Below are 22,345 nucleotides of genomic sequence, written 5' to 3'. Positions count from 1 at the left end.
GCGGCGAGCGCGGCGTTCGGACCAGTCGTCTCAGTCCGGGCTCAGACGAGCCCGCTCAGCCCGTCGGGTCGAGGAGCGCGACGAGTGCGTCCAGGGCCCGATCACCCTCGGCCCGGGCCGCCGCCGAGACCGACCCGAGTCCGAAGTAGCCGTGCACGAGTCCCTCCCCGTGCAGGAGGCGCACTCCGACGTTGGCCGCGGACAGCGCCGCCGCGTACGCGAGGCCCTCGTCGCGCAGCGGGTCGAGCGCGGCGGTCGCGACGACGGCGGGGGCGAGGTCGTCCAGCTCGCCCAGCCGGGCGGCCTCGCCGAGGTTCACCGACGGATCGAGCCGTGCGTGCTCCTCGGGCACGTAGCGGTCCCAGAACCACCGCATGTCCGCGGCGGTGAGGAAGGGCCCGCCGGCGTTCTCGGTGACGCTCGGGTGCGACATCGTCGGGTCGAGCCCGGGATAGAGGAGCAGCTGCGCGTCGAGCCGCGGGCCCCAGTCGCGGGCGAGCAGGGCGCAGCCCGCGGCGATGCCGGCCCCGGCGCTGTCCCCGCCGACGACGAGCCGCCCGGGCCGACCCGACGCCCAGCGCAGGACGGCGTGCGCGTCCTGCAGCGGCGCGGGGTGCGGGTGCTCGGGGGCGAGGCGGTAGTCGGCTGACACGACCGTGGCCCCGAGGTGATGGCAGACGCGGCGGGCGGCAGCGTCCGCGGTGTCGAGGTCGCCGAGCACCCAGCCGCCGCCGTGCAGCCACACGACGGTGAGGTCCCGGGGCGCCTCGGGGGTGTAGACACGCACCACGACGTCCGCGTCCGGGCTCTCGACCACGTCGTCGTGGACCGAGGCGACGGGCTGGTCTCCCGCTCCGCGGCGGATCAGCGCGAGGTCGCGGTAGTTGCGTCGTGCCTCGGCGGTGTCCTCGCGGGTGAGGGGGAGCCAGCCGTCGGCGGCGAGTCGATCGATCGCGGTGGCGAGCTCGGGATCCAGGGCGCTGCTCACCCCGGCGAGCCTGGCACGGGCGTCCTGCTCCCGCTCCGCCGGTCGACACGAGCCTCGGGTGCCGCTCGGCCGTGCTCGGACCCCGCCCGGTCTCCCCGGAAGCGTGTAGGTGGCCTCTGCATCTGAGGTCGCGACGTGACGTGACAACTCTGCTCCGTCAAGCGTCCGAACGAATGGCGCTTCGATCTCGGTATCGGTCCTATCGTCACCTGGAGTGGTCGATGACCGACCATCGTGCGCGGCGGGAGAGGTGAGTAGTCATGACTGTGACGGCGATCAGGCCGGACGGTTCGCGGGAGCAGCTGGGCGCGGCGGTGCTGGAGGACCTGCGGGCCCACCTGCGCGGTCCGGTCACGGCTCCCGACGGGGCTGATGCCACGACCGAGCCGCGCGTCGCCTGGAACGCCATGCACACCGAACGGCCGTCGATCTCGACCCGCTGCACCGGGACGGCGGACGTCGTGGACGCCGTCGGCTTCGCCCGCGAGCACGGACTCCTGGTCGGGGTCCGCGGCGGCGGGCACTCGGTGGCGGGCCTGTCCTCGGTGGCCGACGGCATGCTCATCGACCTGTCGCTCATGCGCGGTGTCCAGGTCGATCCCCATCGCCGACTGGCCCACGTCCAGGGCGGCGCCCTGCTCGGCGACATCGATCGCGAGACCCAGGCGTTCGGGCTCGCGACCCCGCTCGGTCGGGTGTCCGAGACCGGTGTCGCCGGCCTCACGCTCGGCGGGGGCTACGGCCACCTCGACACCAGGTACGGGCTGGCGTGCGACAACCTCGTCGAGGCCCAGGTGGTCCTGGCCGACGGTCGGGTGGTGACCGCGTCCGCCGAGCAGAACCCGGATCTGTTCTGGGCGCTGCGCGGGGGCGGCGGGAACTTCGGGATCGTCACCTCCTTCACCTTCCGGCTGCATCCGGTGGGACCGATGGTCGCCTTCGCCGGCGTGTTCTATCCGCTCGAGGAGCTCGGACGGATCGAGCGCGGGTGGCGCAGCTATGTCCTCGAGGCCCCCCGGGAGGTCACCTCGTTCATCGTGACGACGACCTTCCCGGCGGATCCGGACATGCCGGACGTGATCCACGATCGTCCCGTCGCGATCGTCGGCGCGGTCCACTGCGGGGACGTCGATGCCGGGATGGCGACGCTGCAGCCCCTGCGGGAGCTGGGCGCTCCGTTGTTCGACATGTCCCAGCCGATGCCCTACACGGCGGTGCAGTCGGCGTTCGACCCGTTCTTCCCACGCCAGACGCTGCGGGCCTATTGGAAGTCGCAGTACCTGGACGAACTCACCGACGACGCGATCGACGCGATCGCCGCCCGTGCAGCGAACCGGCCCAGTCCCAGGAGCCTCACCAACACCTTCCACTTCGGCGGCGCCGTGCACGACCTCGGCCCCGAGGAGACGGCGTTCGCCGAGCGGTCCGCGCCGTTCATGGTGTCGTTCGACAGCATGTGGACCGATCCGGCCGACGACGCGTCCGCGATCGCGTGGACCCGGTCGGCGTGGCAGGAGATGACGCGCTACGGGAACGGGATGCCGTTCCTCAACTTCACCGGGCTGGACGACGAGCCCCTGGACGCCAACGTGGCGAGCGCCTTCGGACGCAACCTGCGACGGCTGGGGAAGGTCAAGGCGGAGTACGACCCGGAGAACTTCTTCCGGCTGAACAACAACGTGCGGCCGAGCCCCTGAGCGGGCACCGAACGACGACGGCCCGCCTCCGGATGTTCCGGCGGCGGGCCCGTGAGCTGGGGAAAACCTTCGTGGAGCGAGTGACGGGAATCGAACCCGCGTTCTCAGCTTGGGAAGCTGATGTTCTACCATTGAACTACACTCGCCTGCTGCGCCAATCACCCTACACGGACGCCAGGCCCCGTCGGTCGACCCCCTGAGCCGGGCCCGGACGGTCCCGCGCATACCGCAACGACATGGGTGTAACTCACTCGGATCACGGCATGGTCTCGGACGGATTGCGAGCGCCGTGGTCACGCAGCGTCGAAACGATTGAGCCCAAGCGGTAATCCTGGAGCAACCGCCTGTCCTGTCGGGCCGATGTGGTGTGTGCTGTTGCGGTGGGTGTAGGACCACCGACGTCGAAGTAGGTGAACATGACGCTCCGTGAGTACTCGGTCGAGGGGGACGAGGGCGGTGCCGGCGCGATGACGCCGGACCTCTTCGTGGTCGTCGCCACCGCGGACGACGCCGCCGCCCTCGCGCCCCTCGGACGTCCCGCGCGCCAGCAGGACGTGGGCGGGCACGTGCACCCCGTCCTGGTCGCCACCGGACCCGAGCCCCTCGACGTCGACGCCGCCCTCGACGACCTCGACGCCCCGGCCGGCCGCCTCCTCCTGCTCGACGGCCCCTGCGAGAACTGGGCCCAGGAGGCGGCGCACATGCTGGTGCGCCTCGACGCGCTGCTCGCCGAGGACGCGCCGGCGGGGGTGGTCGTCCGCGGCGGCACCGAAGCGGCCCTCGCCGCCACCCGCAGCGCGGTGAGGCTGGGGCTGCCGGTGCTCCACCTGACCGTCGAGCCGGACACGGCGGAGACGGCCGCGACGCAGGCCGCCGTCGCCGAGCTCGCGGCCTGGCAGACCTCGCCGGCGGGCGGCATGCCGTACCCCACCGAGATCGACCTCCTGGTGCACCGGCTGCTCTCGCCCCCGCCCTCGCACCGGCATCGCGCGGCCGATCAGACGGTCGTCCGGATGCCGTCGGGGCGTGGCAGTCGCTCGTCGATCACCGCGTGACGGTCTGCGCCCTGTCGGCGCAGCACATTCGCCCGTACGGCCCTGTACAGCGCGAGAGTCTCACCTCCCGCTCCGGGAAACCTGTGACGAGTTCCCCGGAGCGGCTAACGTCATGCCTCCGAGTGGTGATGTGAATGGGGGAGGGTTCCGGCCGGCGGGCCGGGACCCGTGAGGGGCTGAACCCTCGGAGGGGTGTGGGCGGGTGAGACGGGCGCCGAGGTTGATCACCGAGGTCCAGCGTCTCGGCGTGACCGTGTCGGTCGCGGCGCTCGTCATCGTGCTGCTCGTCGTCGCCCGCGTGCTGTTCAGCGCCGGGGTGACCGGGCCCGCCGAGGACCGCCTGCAGGCCGGTCTCCTCGCGATCGAGGACTCGAACCAGGCCATGCTCGACATGGACTCCTCGCTGCGCGGATACCTCGCGACCGGCGACAAGTTCTTCGCCGACGAGGCCACGAAGTCGAGCCCGGCCCTCGCGGCCGCGGACACCCAGATGGTCAACCTGCTCGAGGAGCCCGCGCTCCGGCAGAACGTCCTGCAGCTGCTGCTGGCCCAGCAGCGCTGGCGTACCGAGTGGGCCGACGCCGCCCGCCAGATCCCGCCGCCCGGCGGCACCGAGGCGTTCCTGCTCCAGGGCAAGGCGCTGTTCGACAGCTACCGGGACCGCAAGGACGACACCCGTGCGGCGACGCTCGTCGCGATCGACGACAACCAGCGCTCGGCCAGCCTCTCCCAGTGGTGGATCGCCGGGCTGCTCGTCATGGTCGGCCTCGTGACGCTCGTGGTCGCGCTCCGTGGTCGTCGGCGTCTCGAGCGTCACGTCGTCGCGCCCGTCGACGGGCTCCTCGCCTCGGTACGGGGGATCTCCGAGGGCCGGCTGTATCCGCCCGAGCCCGTGGCGGGCTCGGCCGAACTCGTCGCCCTGCGTGACGGTCTGGCCGACATGACGGTGGCCCTGCGACACCAGCAGGAGGAGACCACCGCCCAGGCCGAACGCCTCCAGGCGCAGACCGACCGCCTCCGAACCATCCTGATCATGACCCGGGAGATCGCCGGCTCGCTGAACACCCGCTACGTCGTCGACTCCACCGTGCAGGCCGCCGTCGCGGTCACCGACGGCCGCGTGATGCTGTGGCTGCTCGACGAGGACGGCGGCGGCCTGGAGCTGGCGTACGACTCGGAGCGCGGCGCCGTCCCGCCGCTGGAGTCGCACTGCAGCCTCGGGGTGGGCGTGGTCGGTCGGTCCGCCCGGTACGGGCAGATCTCGCGGGGCGACCCGGACACGGACGACGCCGCCTCGGTGGCCGTGCCGCTCGTCGTCGGCGCGCGCGTGATCGGCGTCCTCGAGTGCTTCGACGGCACCGAGGGGGAGGTCGACGGCCAGGCGCTGTCCGCCGTCGAGATGCTCGCGACCCTCGCCGGCTCCTCGATCGAGGCGAGCCGCCTGCACGCCGCGACCGAACGGCTCTCCCAGTACGACCCGCTCACCCAGCTCGCCAACCGCCGCCGGCTCGGCGCCGACCTCGACACCGCCGTCGCGAACGCCAAGCGCCACGGCCACCCGATGTCGGTGATCATGCTCGATCTGGACCACTTCAAGGAGCTCAACGACCGCTACGGCCACCAGCAGGGCGACGTCGTCCTGCAGGAGGTCGCCAGCACGCTGCGCGCCTCGATGCGCGACGGCGAGACGGCCTACCGCTACGGCGGCGAGGAGTTCGCCATCCTCATCACCGAGGGCGGCCCGGACGACGCCGTCGCCCTCGCCGAGCGTCTGCGCGAGCGCGTCGAGACCGACTTCAAGCGCGGCGGACGCCAGCTCGTCACCGCGTCCTTCGGGATCGCGACGCTGCCCGAGCACGCCGGCGACGGCGAGGGGCTCGTCTCCGAGGCCGACCGTGCGCTCTACTCCGCGAAGAACTCCGGCCGCAACCGGGTGCATCGCGCGGGTCAGCTGGTCGGGTAGGTGCGCTGCGCGCCCGTGAGCACTAATTGACGTTATGGCGTCAATTACTGCTCACGAGCGCGAAGCGCACCTACAGCCCGCGGCGGAAGTTGACGTAGGAGCGCGACGGCGTCGGGCCCCGCTGGTCCTGGTAGCGCGATCCGTAGACCGGTGAGCCGTACGGGTGCTCCGACGGCGAGGACAGCCGGAAGAGGCACAGCTGGCCGACCTTCATGCCCGGCCACAACCGGATCGGCAGGTTCGCGACGTTGGACAGCTCCAGCGTCACGTGCCCCGAGAACCCCGGGTCGATGAACCCCGCCGTCGAGTGGGTCAGCAGGCCCAGCCGGCCGAGGCTCGACTTCCCCTCCAACCGCCCCGCGATGTCGTCCGGCAGCGTGATGACCTCGTAGGTCGAGCCGAGCACGAACTCGCCGGGGTGCAGGACGAACGCCTCGTCCTCCGGGGGCTCGACCATGCGCGTCAGGTCGTCCTGCTGCAGCGCCGGGTCGATGTGGGTGTAGGCATGGTTGTTGAACGTCCGGAAGTGCCGGTCCAGGCGCAGGTCCACGCTCGAGGGCTGCAGCAGCGTCTCGTCGAACGGGTCGAGCGCGACCCGGCCGGCGGCGATCTCGGCGCGGACGTCGCGGTCGGAGAGCAGCACCCACGCACACTATCGGCGGAACGCGACACGCCGAGTCCCGGGCGGGTGGCGCATGTTCGACGAGGGGCACACGGCGCAGGTACGGAGGCCTCGCGGGGTGTGTGGTGTGCCCGTCGCGGTGGGGCGGCCGCCGGGACGCGAGCACAAGATCGCCCCGCGCGGCGCCTCCTGAACGAGCGAAGGGCCCCTCCGATCGAACAGATCGACCGGAGGGGCCCTTCGCTCAGAACGGGCCAGGAGCTACTCGCCCGGGTTCTGCACGTTCGCCGAGGTGGACGTCGTCGACGGGTCGGAGTCGCCGGGTGCGTCGGACTCGTCCTCCGGAGTCGGCTCCGACCCGGACCCCTCGGACGCAGACCCGTCGGACCCGGACCCGTCGGACGCAGACCCGTCGGACCCGGACTCGACCGACGACACTGCGGTCGTCTCGGCGTCGACCGACGACACCGCCGTGGTCTCCGCGTCGACCGAGGACACCGCCGTCGTCTCCGCGTCGACCGACGAGACGGCGGTCGTCTCGGCGTCCATGGAGGACACCGAGGACACGGCCACCGTCTCGGCCTCGACGTCGGCGGCCGGAGCGGCCGACGCCGTGCCCCGCTTCACCGCGGCCAGGAGCATCTGCGAGACGTCCATGACCTCGGTGTCGACGGCCTTCGCCTCGCTCTGCCGCTCGGTGAGGCCGTCGGTGAGCATGACGCGGCAGAACGGGCAGCCGGTCGCGATCGTGTCGGTCTCGGTGGAGATGGCCTCATCGACGCGCTCCATGTTGATGCGCTTGCCGATGTTCTCCTCCATCCACATCCGCGCACCGCCCGCGCCGCAGCACAGCGCCCGGTCCGCGTGACGCGGCATCTCCTTCAGCGTGGCGCCCGCGGCCTCCACCAGCTCACGCGGCGGGGTGTAGACCTCGTTATGCCGGCCCAGGTAGCACGGGTCGTGGTAGGTCACGGTCTTCGCGCCGGACCCGCCGTGCCCGTTCGACGACGAGGACCCGTTCGACGAGGACCCCGCGGACGAGGACCCGTTCGACGAGGACCCCGCGGACGAGGACCCGTTCGACGACCCCTCCTTCTCGGCCAGTGCGACGGCGGCCGGCGCGGCCTGGTCGTCCGGGTGTCCGCCGACGGCGTGCCCGTTCGCCGTGACGAGCCCGCGCTCGGTGCCGTCGGCCTGCGGCCCGTGGTACTGCAGGTTCGTCGACGGGTTGATGTCGAGCTTCGCCGCGGGCACCGGGGAGGGCTCGGCGGCGACGGGCACGAGCTTCTTCTCCCGCACCAGCTGGTTGAGCAGCTGGGTGTGGTGGACGACCTCGTAGTGGCCGTCGAGCTGCGGGTACTCGCGCCCGAGGGTGTTCATGCAGTGCGGGCAGGTGGTGACGATCTTGCGCGTCCCGGGCTCGCGGCCCTCGAACACCGTGTTCAGCATCTCGGCCGTCTGCTGGGCCATCATCTGGAACAGGAACTCGTTGCCCGAGCGCCGCGCCGGGTCACCGGTGCAGCTCTCCTCCTTGCCGAGCACCACGTAGTCGACGCCGGCGATGTGCAGCAGCTCGGCGGTCGCGCGCACCGTCTTCTTGGCGTTGTCGTCGAACGCGCCGGCGCAGCCGATGAAGAAGAGGTACTCGGTCTCGGTCCGCAGCTCGCCGTCGAACTCGGGCACCTCGAAGGGCAGGTCCTTCGCCCAGTCCATGCGCGAGGAGTTGTTCTGACCCCAGGGGTTGCCCTTGTTCTCCAGGTTGCGGAAGAGCACCCCGAGCTCGCCGGGGAACTCCGACTCGATCATGACCTGGTTACGGCGCATGTCGACGATGTGGTCGACGTGCTCGATGTCCACCGGGCACTGCTCGACGCACGCGCCGCAGGTGGTGCAGGACCAGAGGACCTCGGGGTCGATGACGCCGAGCTGCTGGGCGTTGCCGACCAGCGGACGGACGGCCTGGGCGTCGTCGCTGCCGGTGTGGCGCTCGTAGCCGGACTCCGGGACCCCGTGACCCGACGTGACGCCCAGCAGGTCCACCGAGCTCTCGTCGGGCATGTCCCTGCCGCCGATCATGTACGGCGCCTTCGCGAGCATGTGGTCGCGCAGGTCCATGATCAGCAGCTTCGGCGAGAGCGGCTTGCCGGTGTTCCACGCGGGGCACTGCGACTGGCAGCGGCCGCACTCGGTGCACGTCTCGAAGTCGAGCATGCCCTTCCACGTGAAGTCCTCGATCTTGCCGCGACCGAACGAGGCCTCCTCGGGCGGATCCTCGAAGTCGATCGGCTTGCCGTCGTACTCGAGCGGCTGCAGCGGGCCGAGGGCCTTGGGCAGGCGCTTCGCGGCGACGTTGATCGGGGCGATGAAGATGTGGAGGTGCTTCGAGTAGAGCACCTGCACCAGGAAGACCAGCGCGACGCCGATGTGGAGCAGCACCATGATCGTCTCGAGGACGAACAGCGTCGACGGGGAGAGCCCGGTGAACAGCTGGCCGACCGCGATCGAGACCCACGCGCCCGAGGTGTAGGGCAGGTTGCCCGCCGCGGACTCGACGCCGCGGAAGACGAACAGCGTCCAGACGACGTTGAAGATCAGGAACAGCACGATCCACGCGCCGCTGGTGTGCGAGCCGTAGAACCGCGAGGAGCGCTGCTTGCGCTCCGGGTCCTGGCGCACACGCATGATCGCGAACGTGATGATCGAGATCAGGACCATCACGGCGATGAAGTCCTGCAGGAAGCCCAGGATCGGCGAGTGCCCGATCCCGGGGATCGCGAAGTCGTCCACGAAGAGCGCGCCGTAGGCCTCGATGTAGACCGTCAGCAGGATGATGAAGCCCCACATCGTGAAGAGGTGGGCGAGGCCGGGGATCGACCAGCGCAGCAGCTTGCGCTGGCCGAACACCTCGACGAACTGCGCGCGCACCCGGCCACCGAGGCCGACGGCGCGCTTCGAGTCGGGCTGGCCCGAGCGGATCAACGTGAAGAGCCACCACGCGCGCCGGGCGGCGACGACCCCCACGGCCACCGTGAGCGCGAGGCCCAGGATCAATCGGACGAGCACTGTTCGACCTCCCAGCGGACCCTGCCCGGGTGGCACGGGTCGACGACCGTCGTTCGGCGCACTGTATCGGCTGGTCCTGGCGGGGGCCCGGCGAGGACGGTGAGAACCTACTCACCGGTAACCCTGGTCCTCGCGGGCAGTGGCGCTCGACACCCGGTCACCGGTCGCTGTCACTCTGTGGTGGACGACGCGATGACCCGGCGCGGCCAGGTGGGCGCGCGTCCCACCACTGCGGCGGTATCGGGGCCACCATGAGTCGTGGTCGTCGGGAACGACGGAGCGGGTCGCGCGGCGCGTGGTGACAGACCGTGGGTCGGGCCGTCGCACGGCGCGACGACAGGGGGTGGTCAGGCCCGGCGACCGACGTGTTTACTCGACCGGTCGAGATCGGCCGAGGACTGTGCCATCGAACGTCCGGGGAGGACCACCGCCATGACCGTCACCACCCTCGGCGCCACGGTGGTCGGCACGGGCGTCCCGATCGCCGAGCTGCACTGGCTGGGGTCGGCCGTCGTCGCCCAGGGTCTCGGGACGAACGGCCTGCAGGGCTGGATCCGCGACAACATCGTCCCGCTCCTCCTGCTCGGCATCGCCGTGATCATGCTCTGGATCGGTGGCCGGGGAGACAACGCCGGAGTCGCCCGCCGCGGGGTCGGGCTGCTGGTCGGCCTGGTCGCGCTCGGTATCGCCGTGTCGGGCAACGGGCCGGCGGTCGGCCAGTTCCTGGCCCAGCTGATCACGGGGTGACGCGGGTGCAGATCCGCACCGACGACGACGTGTACCGGGTCGACGCCGTCTGGCTCGGCCCGCCCCGCGCGACCTTCCCCTGGCGTGCCCGCTACTCGAGCTACGGCGTCGGGTTGATCGTCATGATCGTCGTGATGTTCTTCCAGCGCCGGCTCGGCATCCCCATCGGCTTCTTCTCGGTGGCGTGGGCCCTGCTCATCACGGTCGTGGTGGTCCGCTTCGTCGCGAAACGGATCGACGAGGACCGTCCGCTGCTGCAGTGGCTGACGCTCTTCGTCCACGAACTCCGCGGACCGCGCCGGCGCACCCGCGGCGAGGGCAGCACCGTCGGCACCGGTCACGTCGCGATCGAGGCCGCCCGCCCGCGGCGGGCGCTGCCCGCCGGGCGCACCGACCCGCACGCGGCGATGGCCACGGTGTCCGACGCGCGTGCGCGCACGGAGGACCGACGCGGTCCCGACGACGAGGCCGGCTCCGGCCGCCGTCCCGGGGACGGAACCGGCACCCGTCGTCGTCGCACCCCTCGCCGTTCCTGGACGACGCGCGGCGGCGCCCGCGCCGAACCACCGCCGTCGACACCCCGCGAGCCGACCGTCACGGCCGACGACGACGACGTCGACGGCGTGCTGCACGTCACCGCCCGTCGCGCCGACCGGTCACAGAAGCCGAAACCGAAGCCGAAGCCGCGCCGCCCCCGCACCCGCCCCGTCAGCGGGCCCCGGCGGTTCGGCCCGAGCGCACAGTCCGAGGCCCCCACCACGGACGCGACCGGGACCGGGCCCGACCGACACGACGAGGAGGACGACGGTGCTGCGCCGGCGCGGTCCTGAGTCGGGCCGGGGCCGTCGCTCGTCGTGGTCGGACCCCTGGCCGGACGCGCGCGAGGCCGAGCGCGAGCCCGAGGCGACCTCGGGCTGGGGCGCGTTCCCGGCCGGCTACGCCCCGACCCCGGCCGAGGTCGTCCCCGTCGAGCGGGACATCCCGGCGGATCCCGGCCCGACGACCGACGACGACCTGCTCGCGAGCTTCGGCGACGCCACCGAGGAGGCGCCCGACGATCCGGAACCGGCCGACGACGCGCCCACCGGGACGTTGCGCACCGGGAGCACGCGGCGCCGGCGCGGGCGGGCGCTGGCCGGGGCGTCCTCGGCCCCGAGCTACCGCTCGGACATCGCGCTGCGCTCCATCGACGGCAACATCGCGCGCACCGGCTCGGCCGTGACCGCCTGGTACCGCCTCGCGCCCCAGCCGTGGAGCTTCCGGTCGGACTCCCAGCGCGAGTCGCTCATCCGGCGCATCGCCAACCAGCTCGGTGAGCTGCAGGGCCGCTGGTGCCACCTGCGGGTGACCACCCGGCCGTTCCCGGTCGCGCGCTGGGCCGAGGCCTTCGACCGCAACTCGCCGGGGCGCCCGGAGGACGTCGGGGGCGCGCTGGGCTGGGAGGACTTCCTCACCGGCGAGCAGCACCACCTCATGGGCCTGTCGATGGCCGACAAGGAGGTGTTCCTCGGCGTCGAGGTGTCCGGTCGTTCCGTGGTGGACCGCTGGCTGGAGTCCGCGGCGCCGCTCCTCAACCGGATGGTCCCGTCGGCCGTGAGCGCCGAGCTGACCGCGCTCGAGACCGAGATCGCGCACGTCGACGCGCTGGTCTCGGGCCCGGGGCTCGACGGGGTCCCCTGCAGCGCGGAGGACATGGCCTGGCTGATGCACCGCTCCTGCGCGCTGGGCCTGCCCGCGCCGCGGTCGGTGCACGCCGAGCCCGGCGTCGCGTGGGAGACCGAGGACCTCGCGGCGTTCACCGACGGCGTCTCGATGCACCAGGAGCCCTACGCGCCCACGGTGACCGTGCAGGGCAGGCACGGGCTGCAGCCGGTCTCGCGGCACGTCGCGGTCCTCTCGGTCGGGCTGATGGACTCGCTGCGCATCCCCGAGGCCGACGACCCGTGGATGCAGCGCAGCGACCGCCTGCCCTTCCCGGTGGAATGGTCGGCGCGGATCTACGTGCGCCGCCCGGAGGAGGTCTCGGGCGAGCTGCAGCGCCAGATGGGCAAGGTCCGCAGCCAGATCCGGCACTACACCCACGACCACGACCTCGACCCGCCGATGTCGCTGGAGCGCCAGGCCGACCGGGTGCTGCAGATCGAGGACGAGCTCTCCGGCGGGCTCACCCAGCTCAACACCCGGGTCTACGGCTGGTGGCGAGTCGCGGTGTCCGGCCGGGACGAGTCCGAGACCCTCACCCGCGCGCAGCAGGTGCTCGACCTCTACCGGCCCCGGGTCGCCCTCGAGCACCCGGAGGCGCAGTACGCCTACGCGCGCGAGTTCATCCCCGGCGAGCCGCTGGCCTCCACCGCGTACCGGCGCCGCGGCTCGGTGACCTGGGTGGCCGCGGGGGTTCCCGCCGCGTCGGCGTCGGTGGGCGACCGGCGCGGGGTGCTGCTCGGCGAGACCTGCACCGCGACCCGTCGTCCGGTCGCCTGGGACCCGTGGATGGCGCAGGAGGTACGACGGGCCTCGGGCCTGACCGCCGTCGTCGGCGGCCTGGGCTCCGGCAAGTCGTTCCTCACCGGCCTGATGGTCTACAAGACGCTGCGCGCCGGGGCGCGCTGGACGGTGCTCGACCCGTCCGGCCCGCTCGCCGAGCTGACCCGGCTGCCCGAGCTCGCGCCGTTCTCCCGGCACATCCACCTGCTCGGCGCCGATCCCGGCATCCTCAACCCGTACCGGGTGGTGGCCGAGCCCCGCCGGGACCACTTCCTCGACGAGCCCGACCCGGAGAAGGCGTGGCGCCGCGAACGGTCGCTGGCCGCCGCGACCCGGCGTCGTCTGGTGCTCGACGTGCTCACCGGCCTGCTGCCCTACGACGTGGCGCGTCTGCCCCACACCCGGATCGTGCTGCTGCGCGCGGTCCGGGAGGTCGGCGGCGGGCAGCACCGCGACCCGGGCCAGGTCATCGCGACGCTGCGCCGCCACGCCCGGGAGGGCGAGGAGCACGCCGACGTCGTCGCGGACTTCCTCGAGGAGCGCCGCGAGCTTCCCCAGGCCGCCCTGCTCTTCCCCGAGCACACCTCGGACCCGGCCGATCCGCGCGGGCCGGACGAGAGCCCCGTCGGGGACCCGTCGATCCTCGACGAGGACCAGTACCGGCTCACCGTCCTGACGATGCAGGGCATGTCGCTGCCCCGCCCCGGCAGCCCGCGCGAGGAGTGGACCGACGGCGAGTCGCTGGCGGTCGAGCTGCTCAACCTCGCCTCCTGGCTGACGCAGCGGACCGTGTACACCGCCGACCGGGACCTGCGGAAGGGCGTCGCGCTCGACGAGACGCACTTCCTCTCCCAGATCCCCACCGGCAAGGTGCTGATCGACCGGCTCGCGCGCGACTCGCGCAAGTTCAACGTCCGCGCGCTGTTCGCCTCGCAGCTCGCCGGGGACCTGCTGCGGGTGCCGGGCTTCGCGTCGCTGGTGGACGCGGTCTTCGTCGGGCGCACCGACGACGCCGAGGCGCAGGCCGAAGCACTGCGGCTGCTGCGCGTGCCGACCGACGTCGGGTACGAGGAGATGCTCGGCACCCTCTCGCCCCGGCCCACCGCCAGCCGCTCCCTGGGCGAGCACGACGACCACCCGGACGACACCCCGCGCCAGTTCGTCTTCTCGGACGGGCACGGCGGCGTCGAGAAGATCCGCGTCGACCTCGAGGGCCCGCACCTGGCGCACCTGCGCACGGCCCTGGACACCAACCCCGACGCGCGCCGCGCCCACACGCCCGCCGCGCCGGCCCCGGACGAGCCGCCGGCGGCCCCGAGCGCGCGGACCCCCGCCGACGACGCCGACCCGGACACCGGGATGGAGCAGCCCCACGCGCCGCGCCCGACGTTCCGGCGCGCCTGGGGTGAGCGGGACGACGACGAGCAGGGGGACGGCGTCCCGACGGCGGGCAGCCCGGGCCGGGGCGGCGACGGGTGATCGTCGTCGTCGGCATCCTCGTCGCGGCGCTCGTCATCGGGTGGCGGCGGGGATCTCGGCGGGCTCGGTCGGCCGCCGCCCCCGATGTCAGGAAAGCGTCGTTCCTGACGTCAGGTGTCCGGAACGAGTCTCTCCTGACGCGGCACCTGCCGCGCACCCGCAGCGCCCGGGCCCTGCTCGTCGTCGTGTCCCTGGTGGGCGGACTGATCTTGGTCGGCGGCACGGCCTCGGCGCAGGCGTTCGACTGCAAGGCCCCGCCCGACCCCGACCGGCCCGGCACCGGCCTCGTCGGGTCGCTGGACCCGGCCCCGATCGGCGTCGGGACGCCCGGCAGCGTGTACGACGAGGTCGGCTACGCGGGCCAGGTCTGGTGGACCTACGACCTGGGCTGCGGGCCGGGCGGCGCCCGGGACCCCGCGGCCGCGACCGACACCTGGCTCGGCAACCAGGTCTTCGACGTCGCCAAGCTCATCGTCGGCGGCGTCAACTGGGCGCACTACCTGATCGCGCGCGGGTCGAGCCTGCTCACGCCACTGGACACGGTGATCCAGACCGGCACCCGGGCGATGTACGAGGCCGTCTTCACGACGTGGGCCGGGGTCGCGCTGGCCGCCCTCGCCGCGATCATGCTGGTGCTCGCGATGCGCGGCGAGCTCGCGCAGCAGGCCCGGCGAGGGCTGGTCGCGGTCCTCGCGCTGGGCCTGGCGGCGGCGGCGTACGCGGCGCCGATCCAGTGGTCGCGCTCCCTCGACGGGGTGCTCCTCGACGGCGTCACCGCGATGCAGCAGGGATTCCTGCGCCAGGTCGGCGTCGGGGACCAGAACACCCTGCCCACGGTGCTCACCGACCAGATCGTCTACTCCAACTGGCTGCGCGGCGAGTTCGGGTCCGCGGACGTGCCGCAGGCCCGTGACCTGGGCCGACCGCTCCTGCAGGCGCAGACGTTCACCAAGGTCGAGGTCGCGACGGGGCAGGACGGCCAGGCGCAGGCCGACGCCAAGAAGCAGCAGTTCACCGACGTCGCGAACAAGGTCGGCGACCGCTACTCCTACTTCCAGGGCCGGTCCGGCTCGCGGGTCGGGGCCGGGGCGCTCGCGCTCATCCAGGCCGCCTGCATCGCGCTGTTCCAGCTGATGAGCAAGGTCCTCGTGCTGGTGTCGATGCTCATGATCCGGCTGCTCGTCATGGTGGCGCCCGCCCTCGCGGTGGTGGCGCTCATCAAGCCCGAGGTGCTGCCCGCGATGCTGCGGATCGGCGGCGCGGCGCTGGTGAACACGCTGCTCGTCGGGGCGCTGGCCGGGTTGCACTCGCTGCTGGTGATCTCGCTCTTCCGCCCCGGATCGGGGGTGGACACCTGGCTCGGACTGCTGGTCACCGGGGTCGTCACGGTGATCCTCTGGGCCGTGTCGCGGCCGTTCCGCCGCCTGACGTCGATGGTCAGCCTCACCCGTGAACAGGTCGGCGGCTTCTTCCCGGCGGCGGGCACCGGGACCCTCGGACGCGCGCTGGGCCGGATGCGCGGCCCGGACTCGCACGAGGACTCCTGGTGGGGCGAACGCGTCGAGCGGCGTCGCGGCGGGTCGATGCTGCGCCCGGAGGAGTCCGGGGTCGACGAGGCGGCGAGCGGGCCGCGCACCGGACGGACCGTGCGCGTCGACTCCGAGGTGCTGCGCCCGACGTCGGGTGCGTCCGGCTCCGGAGGGTCGTCCGACGGCGTGCCCCACCGTGAGATCGACGCCACCCGGCCGGCGCTGCCCGCCGCCGCCCCCCGGGTCCCCGAGGTCGACGGGCAGCCCTCCCAGCGCATCTACCGGCCGTCCGCGCGCCGGCCCGGGGTGGACGGGCGCGACCGGGTCGTCGAGGGGCGGGTGCTCGACAGCCGGGTGGACCGCGGATCGACCCCCGACCGCACCGCCCCGGCCGTGACGCCGACCCCGGGAGCCCGCGGTGCCGATCCGGACTAGGCGCGGCCGGTCGTCGGCCTACCGGGGCCTCTGGGAGTGGCCGCTGCACTCACCGATCCGGTTCCTGGTCCTGCTGGTGTTCGTCGCCGTGGTCGTCGGCGGCGTCGCGTACCTCGGGAACTGGCTCTCGCCGCACTCCGGACGCTCCCCGGGTGCGCTCGCCCCGGTCCCCGACGTCCCGACGGTGACCGCCGCCCCCGCGGCCCCCGCCGCGCCGCCGCCGGAGCTCACCCCCACGAACCTGCCGCTCTCCGCCGCCCCGCAGGCGGCGCTCGGCGTCGCCCAGCGCTGGGCGGGTGCCTGGGCCAACCACCCGGCCGGCATGACCGGGGCGCAGTGGAGCGACCAGCTGCGGCCGTACACCACCGACGAGTACCTGCCGACCCTCGCGTCGGTCGACCCCGGCAACATCCCGTCGTCCCGGGTCACCGGCCCGCCGCAGGCGGTGGAGGTGCACCCCGACTCGGTGCGCGTCCGGGTGCCCACCGACGCGGTGACGCTGCAGCTCCTGCTCGTCCAGGTCGGGCCGGGCGACTGGCGCGTCGCGGGCTACGACCGGGCGTCGTGAGGACGCGCCGTGCCGACCCAGCTGCGCCCGCCCCGTCGTGAGGACCCGTCGCGCCAGGTCCCATTGCGGCTCCCGCGCCTGCCCTCGCGGATGCGGTTCCTGCGGCTGCTCATCCCGGTCGGGGTGCTCGCGCTCGGGCTGGTGATCGTGCTGCTCGGCGGCCTGCTCGTCGTCGGCCAGTTCACCGTGGGCGGTGACCAGCAGGCGGCGGGGACGTGCGACGCGAACGGCCGGCCCGCCGTCGGGGTCCCGCAGACCGCGGCGGACCTGCAGCCGGTGCAGCGCCAGGCGGCCGCGACGATCGTCGGGGTGGCCAAGGGGATGGCCGCGCCGCCGCGGGCGTGGATCGTCGCGCTCGCGACCGCCATGCAGGAGTCCGGGATGGGTACGGCGGGCATGGACGTCGCGGTCGACCACGACTCGCTCGGGCTGTTCCAGCAGCGGCCCAGCCAGGGCTGGGGCACCGCCGACGAGATCCGCGACCCGGTGCACGCGACGCAGAGCTTCCTGCAGCACCTGCTGGCCGTCCCGGGCTGGCAGGACATGCCGATCACGCTGGCCGCGCAGACCGTGCAGCGCTCGGCGTTCCCCGGTGCCTACGCGAAGTGGGAGCCGCTGGCCGAGAGCCTGGTCGGCGACCTCGCCGGGGTCACGAGCGCGATCCGCCCGTGCGACGAGGGCCCGGCCGCCGGCGTCGCGACCACCCTCCCGTCGGGCGTCGCGAAGACCGCCATCGACTTCGCGGTCGCGGCGAGCGGCAAGCCCTACGTGTGGGGCGCCACCGGGCCGTCGAGCTACGACTGCTCGGGCCTGATGCTGCGCGCCTTCCAGGCCGCCGGGGTGGTGCTGCCCCGCGTGGCCCGGGACCAGTACGGGGCGGGCGCGCACGTGCCGGTCGCGCAGGCCCAGCCCGGTGACCTGCTCTTCTGGGCCTACGACTCCTCGGACCCGGACACCATCCACCACGTCGCGCTCTACCTGGGCGACGGGAAGATCATGGAGGCGCAGCAGACCGGGGTGCCCCTGGCCGTGCGCCCGGTGAGCTTCACGGAGAAGGGCATGGTTCCGCTCGCGACGCGCCCGGGTACCGCGCCCCCGGTGTGATCTCCGCGCCGCGGGAACACGGCGGGCACCAGCCTCGTTGAGCCCCATGAGAGCAAGTTGAGCGACCGTGACTCATACCCGGGTCGTCGCCGGTTCGCCGGAGTGGCTAGACTTGAGTGCAACGGGCTCACACCGAAACCTCTGAGAGGAGTCATCAGCATGGCGCGAGCGGTCGGCATCGACCTCGGCACCACCAACTCCGTGGTCGCCGTCCTGGAGGGCGGCGAGCCGACGGTCATCGCCAACTCGGAGGGCAGCCGCACCACCCCCTCGGTGGTCGCCTTCGCCCGCAACGGGGACGTGCTGGTCGGACAGTCGGCGAAGAACCAGGCCGTCACCAACGTGGATCGCACGATCCGTTCGGTGAAGCGGCACATGGGGACCGACTGGACCACCGAGATCGACGACAAGAAGTACACCGCGCAGGAGATCAGCGCCCGCACGCTGATGAAGCTCAAGCGCGACGCCGAGTCCTACCTCGGCGAGGAGGTCACCGACGCGGTGATCACCGTCCCGGCCTACTTCGAGGACGCGCAGCGGCAGGCCACCAAGGAGGCCGGCCAGATCGCTGGCCTCAACGTCCTGCGCATCGTCAACGAGCCCACCGCGGCCGCCCTCGCCTACGGGCTGGAGAAGGGCGAGAGCGAGCAGACGATCCTCGTCTTCGACCTCGGCGGCGGCACGTTCGACGTCTCGCTGCTCGACATCGGCGACGGTGTCGTCGAGGTCCGCGCCACCAACGGTGACAACAACCTCGGTGGCGACGACTGGGACGAGAAGATCATCAGCTGGTTGGTCGACAAGTTCAAGAGCTCGCAGGGCATCGACCTGTCCAAGGACAAGATGGCGATGCAGCGGCTCCGTGAGGCCGCCGAGAAGGCGAAGATCGAGCTGTCCAGCTCGGCGTCGACGAGCATCAACCTGCCCTACATCACGGTCGACTCCGAGAAGAACCCGCTGTTCCTCGACGAGACGCTGTCGCGCTCGGAGTTCCAGCGGATCACCTCCGACCTGCTGGAGCGGACGCGCAAGCCGTTCAACCAGGTCATCAAGGACGCCGGCATCTCGGTCGGCCAGATCAGCCACGTGGTCATGGTCGGTGGTTCCACCCGCATGCCCGCCGTGACCGAGCTGGTCAAGGAGCTGCTCGGCGGCAAGGAGCCCAACAAGGGCGTCAACCCGGACGAGGTCGTCGCCGTCGGCGCCACCCTCCAGGCCGGCGTGCTGCGCGGTGACGTCAAGGACGTCCTGCTGCTCGACGTCACCCCGCTGTCCCTCGGCATCGAGACCAAGGGCGGCGTCATGACGAAGCTGATCGAGAAGAACACGACCATCCCGACCAAGAAGTCCGAGGTCTTCACGACGGCGGAGAACAACCAGCCGTCGGTGCAGATCCAGGTCTTCCAGGGTGAGCGTGAGATCGCGGCCTACAACAAGAAGCTCGGCATGTTCGAGCTGACCGGCCTGCCGCCCGCCCCCCAGGGCGTGCCGCAGATCGAGGTCACGTTCGACATCGACGCGAACGGCATCGTCAACGTGTCGGCGGTCGACAAGGGCACCGGCAAGTCGCAGGCCATGACGATCACCGGCGGGTCGGCCCTCTCCAAGGAGGAGATCGACCGGATGGTCTCGGACGCCGAGGCCCACGCCGACGAGGACCGTCAGCGCCGCGAGGAGGCCGAGACCCGCAACCAGGCGGAGTCGCTGGTCCACCAGACCGAGAAGGTCCTCTCCGAGAACGGCGACAAGGTCCCGTCCGAGGTCAAGGACAAGGTCCAGGGCTCGCTCGACGACCTGAAGAAGGCGCTCGAGGGCGACGACACCGAGGCCGTCAAGACCGCGGTGGAGAAGCTCGCCACCGACTCCCAGGAGCTCGGCCAGGCGATCTACTCGCAGCAGGACGGCACCGACGCCGCCGGTGCGGCGGGTGCCGCCGGGGCCGACGGGTCGGCCGGTGAGGACGACGTGGTCGACGCCGAGATCGTCGACGACGACAAGAAGCAGTGACCGGACCGGACACCGGCGCCGCGCCCGGCCCCACGGCCGGGCGCGGTGGACCCGAGGAGGAGGTCACCGTGCAGGACCCGACCGAGGTCCGGGAGGACGAGTCGGTCCAGGAGCCGCAGGCCGCTGCGGAGGGCGTCACCGTCGAGGGCGCGCCCGCCGACGGCGACCAGGCACCGGACGCCGCCGCCGGCGGGGTGCCGACGACGGGTTCGGACGGCGCCGCCGAGGCCCCGACCGACCAGGACCCCGAGCTCACGCAGCTCCGCACCGAGCTCGAGGAGCGCACCGCCGACCTGAAGCGGGTGTCGGCGGAGTACGCGAACTACCGGCGCCGGGTGGAGCGTGACCGCGAGGCCACGATCAACGGCGCCAAGGCCCAGGTGGCCGGTGAGCTGCTCACCGTGCTCGACGACGTCGAGCGCGCGGGCACCCACGGCGACCTGACCGGCCCGTTCAAGGTGGTGGCCGACCGGCTCACCGAGACCCTGACGCGGGCCGGGCTGGCCGGCTTCGGCGAGGTCGGCGACGCGTTCGACCCGTCGGTGCACGAGGCGGTCGCCCACGGCACGTCGGCGGAGGTGGACGGCCCGACCGTCACCACCGTGATGCGCCGCGGCTACCGCTTCGGCGAGAAGGTCCTCCGGCCCGCCATGGTCGAGGTCACCGACCACGACCCGGACGCGGTGCCCGCGGGCACCGGTTCGGCGGGCGGCGGCGAGTCGGCCTGAGGGAGGACAGCACAGGACGCGTTCCTGGGCGAGGATCGACACTGACGAGAGGGCTCGCGCGCACGCCGGGCTCGCGGGAGGGAGGACGAACCCACGATGGCCAATCGTGACTGGCTCGAGAAGGACTTCTACCGTGAGCTCGGCGTCGCCAAGGACGCCTCGCAGGACGACATCAAGAAGGCCTACCGCAAGATCGCGCGGGAGAACCACCCCGACACCAAACCCGGCGACGAGAAGGCCGAGGCGCGGTTCAAGGCGGCCGGTGAGGCCTACGGCGTCCTGTCCGACCCGGGCAAGCGCTCGGAGTACGACGAGGCACGCACCCTGCTCGCCGGCGGCGGTCGCTTCGGCGGCTTCGGTGGCGGGGGCGGCCGCGGCGGTGCGACGAGCGCCCCGGGCGGGTTCGACGTCAACGACCTGTTCGGCGGCGGCGGGCGCGGTGGCGGGGCCGGTGGCCTCGGTGACCTGCTCGGCGGCATCTTCGGTGGCATGGGCGGGGCCGGTGGCGCCGGCCAGGCCGACCCCACCGGTGGCATGGGTGGCGGGCTCGGCGGCATGTCGAGCCCGCGCCAGCGTCGCGGCGCCGACGTCGAGACCGAGGTCCGCATCGACTTCGCGGAGGCCGTCAACGGCGCGACGCTGCCGTTGCGGCTGACCTCCCCGATGCGCTGCGGCACCTGCGAGGGCTCCGGCGCCAAGCCGGGGACCACCCCCCGCACGTGCCCGCGCTGCGGCGGCGCCGGCCTCGTCTCGCGCAGCCAGGGCGCGTTCGCGTTCAGCGAGCCGTGCCCGGACTGCCGCGGCACCGGCCACCTCGTCGACGACCCCTGCACCGAGTGCGGCGGCGACGGCGTGAGCTCCCGCCCGCGCACCCTGACGATCCGCATCCCCGCGGGCGTCGAGGACGGCAAGCGCATCCGGCTCGCGGGCAAGGGCCAGCCCGGACCGAGCGGCGGGCCGTCCGGCGACCTCTACGTCGTCGTGCACGTGGCCGCGGACGCGGTGTTCGGCCGGTCGACCAAGAACCCGGACGACCTCACGCTCACGCTCCCGGTGACCTACCCGGAGCTCGTCCGCGGCGCCACCGTCGCGGTCCCCACCCTCGACGGCCGCATCTCGCTCAAGGTCCCGCCGGGCAGCTCCTCGGGGCGCACCCTGCGGGTCCGCGGGCGCGGCGTGAAGCGCAAGGAGCACACCGGGGACCTGCTCGTGACCCTCGAGCTCGCGGTGCCCTCACGGCTGTCGTCCGAGGCGAGCGAGGCGCTCGACGCCTACGCCCGGGCCACCGCCGACGAGGATCCCCGCGCCCACCTGACGGATCGGGCGGAGGCCGGCCGCAAGGAGGCGGCGTCGTGACCGGCGGTCGCGGCCCGGGCGACGGTGCCCGGGGCGCGGGCGGGTCGGCGATCCCGGGGCTCCCGTCGTGGGCCGACGAGGACACCCCGGTCTTCGTCATCTCCATCGCCGCCGAGTTCTCCGGCATGCACGCCCAGACGCTGCGCTCCTACGACCGCATCGGCCTGGTGCGGCCCGGCCGCGCGAGCGGCGGCGGCCGCCGCTACTCGGTGCGCGACATCGCGCTGCTCCGCGAGGTGCAGCGGCTCTCCCAGGAGGAGGGCGTCAACCTCGCCGGCATCAAGCGGATCATCGAGCTCGAGCGCGAGGTCGACCAGCTCACCGACCGGCTCGCCGAGGTCACCGACGAGCTCGCGCGCACCCAGGCCCGGCTGCAGGCGCTCACCGACCAGGGCGGACGGCGCGGGGACCTGCTGCCGGTGCGGCGGACCCAGTCCGTCGTGGTCTGGCAGCCCGGCCGCCGGGCGGCCGGTCCGCCGGCCGACGAACCGCCCGTGGACGACGACGGCGCCCAGTGACG

General features: G+C 72.8%; 15 protein-coding genes, 1 tRNA gene and 1 pseudogene. 13 read left to right on the top strand and 4 right to left on the bottom strand.

Annotated elements, in window-relative coordinates:
• Positions 1-55: 55 nt before the first annotated feature.
• Entirely contained in the window at positions 56-988 is a 933-nt protein-coding gene (locus LQ327_RS06090) for an alpha/beta hydrolase (protein ID WP_230730615.1), read from the bottom strand.
• Positions 989-1,248: 260 nt separating this feature from the next.
• Between LQ327_RS06090 and LQ327_RS06085 the strand changes: the two genes are divergently transcribed.
• On the top strand, positions 1,249-2,685 hold the full coding sequence (locus LQ327_RS06085) for an FAD-binding oxidoreductase (RefSeq protein ID WP_230730614.1): 1,437 nt from the start codon (positions 1,249-1,251) through the stop codon (positions 2,683-2,685).
• Between the two features lie 72 nt (positions 2,686-2,757).
• On the opposite strand, the gene LQ327_RS06080 is transcribed toward LQ327_RS06085, so the two are convergent.
• Positions 2,758-2,831 (bottom strand) — tRNA-Gly (locus LQ327_RS06080).
• A 270-nt stretch (positions 2,832-3,101) separates the two neighbouring features.
• Between LQ327_RS06080 and LQ327_RS06075 the strand changes: the two genes are divergently transcribed.
• Entirely contained in the window at positions 3,102-3,740 is a 639-nt protein-coding gene (locus tag LQ327_RS06075; RefSeq protein WP_230730613.1) for a hypothetical protein, read from the top strand.
• Between the two features lie 247 nt (positions 3,741-3,987).
• Positions 3,988-5,703, top strand: a complete 1,716-nt coding sequence (locus tag LQ327_RS34580; RefSeq protein WP_230730612.1) for a diguanylate cyclase domain-containing protein — start codon at positions 3,988-3,990, stop codon at positions 5,701-5,703.
• A gap of 70 nt (positions 5,704-5,773) precedes the next feature.
• Here LQ327_RS34580 and dcd read toward each other — a convergent pair whose 3' ends face one another.
• Positions 5,774-6,346: a dCTP deaminase gene (gene dcd / locus LQ327_RS06065; RefSeq protein ID WP_230730611.1), complete on the bottom strand. Its 573-nt coding sequence runs from the start codon at positions 6,344-6,346 to the stop codon at positions 5,774-5,776.
• Positions 6,347-7,096: 750 nt separating this feature from the next.
• Positions 7,097-9,388: pseudogene (locus LQ327_RS06060) on the bottom strand (heterodisulfide reductase-related iron-sulfur binding cluster); the annotation flags it as partial.
• 432 nt (positions 9,389-9,820) lie between these two features.
• Between LQ327_RS06060 and LQ327_RS06055 the strand changes: the two are divergent.
• From LQ327_RS06055 to LQ327_RS06010, 10 genes are all read left to right on the top strand, one after another.
• Positions 9,821-10,135 (top strand): hypothetical protein, encoded by a 315-nt coding sequence (locus LQ327_RS06055; protein ID WP_308286256.1) that lies wholly within the window; start codon positions 9,821-9,823, stop codon positions 10,133-10,135.
• A gap of 5 nt (positions 10,136-10,140) precedes the next feature.
• Positions 10,141-10,965, top strand: a complete 825-nt coding sequence (locus LQ327_RS06050) for a hypothetical protein (RefSeq protein WP_230730610.1) — start codon at positions 10,141-10,143, stop codon at positions 10,963-10,965.
• Positions 10,943-14,098: an ATP-binding protein gene (locus LQ327_RS06045; protein ID WP_372460612.1), complete on the top strand. Its 3,156-nt coding sequence runs from the start codon at positions 10,943-10,945 to the stop codon at positions 14,096-14,098. The genes LQ327_RS06050 and LQ327_RS06045 overlap by 23 nt, the downstream gene beginning before the upstream one ends.
• Positions 14,095-16,062, top strand: a complete 1,968-nt coding sequence (locus LQ327_RS06040) for an MFS transporter (RefSeq protein WP_230730609.1) — start codon at positions 14,095-14,097, stop codon at positions 16,060-16,062. The genes LQ327_RS06045 and LQ327_RS06040 overlap by 4 nt, the downstream gene beginning before the upstream one ends.
• Positions 16,046-16,630 carry a hypothetical protein gene (locus LQ327_RS06035; protein WP_230730608.1) on the top strand — a complete coding sequence of 195 codons (585 nt, stop codon included), beginning with the start codon at positions 16,046-16,048 and terminating at the stop codon, positions 16,628-16,630. Before LQ327_RS06040 ends, LQ327_RS06035 begins: the two co-directional genes overlap by 17 nt.
• Before the next feature lie 90 nt (positions 16,631-16,720).
• The gene (locus LQ327_RS06030; protein ID WP_269069552.1) at positions 16,721-17,734 is read left to right on the top strand and encodes a C40 family peptidase; all 1,014 of its coding nucleotides are present in this window, start codon (positions 16,721-16,723) and stop codon (positions 17,732-17,734) included.
• Between the two features lie 159 nt (positions 17,735-17,893).
• Complete coding sequence (dnaK, locus tag LQ327_RS06025) at positions 17,894-19,741, top strand: molecular chaperone DnaK (RefSeq protein WP_230730606.1); 1,848 nt, start codon at positions 17,894-17,896, stop codon at positions 19,739-19,741.
• Positions 19,738-20,469 carry a nucleotide exchange factor GrpE gene (gene grpE / locus LQ327_RS06020; RefSeq protein ID WP_230730605.1) on the top strand — a complete coding sequence of 244 codons (732 nt, stop codon included), beginning with the start codon at positions 19,738-19,740 and terminating at the stop codon, positions 20,467-20,469. The genes dnaK and grpE overlap by 4 nt, the downstream gene beginning before the upstream one ends.
• Before the next feature lie 96 nt (positions 20,470-20,565).
• A complete protein-coding gene (locus tag LQ327_RS06015) occupies positions 20,566-21,825 on the top strand; it encodes a DnaJ C-terminal domain-containing protein (protein ID WP_230730604.1) in 1,260 nt (419 codons plus the stop codon).
• A complete protein-coding gene (locus LQ327_RS06010) occupies positions 21,822-22,343 on the top strand; it encodes a heat shock protein transcriptional repressor HspR (protein ID WP_308286255.1) in 522 nt (173 codons plus the stop codon). The genes LQ327_RS06015 and LQ327_RS06010 overlap by 4 nt, the downstream gene beginning before the upstream one ends.
• Positions 22,344-22,345: the final 2 nt, after the last annotated feature.

The organism is Actinomycetospora endophytica, from assembly GCF_021026375.1.
GTDB classification, from domain to species: Bacteria; Actinomycetota; Actinomycetes; order Mycobacteriales; family Pseudonocardiaceae; genus Actinomycetospora; species Actinomycetospora endophytica.
This window is presented reverse-complemented; position numbering and strand designations above follow the sequence as displayed.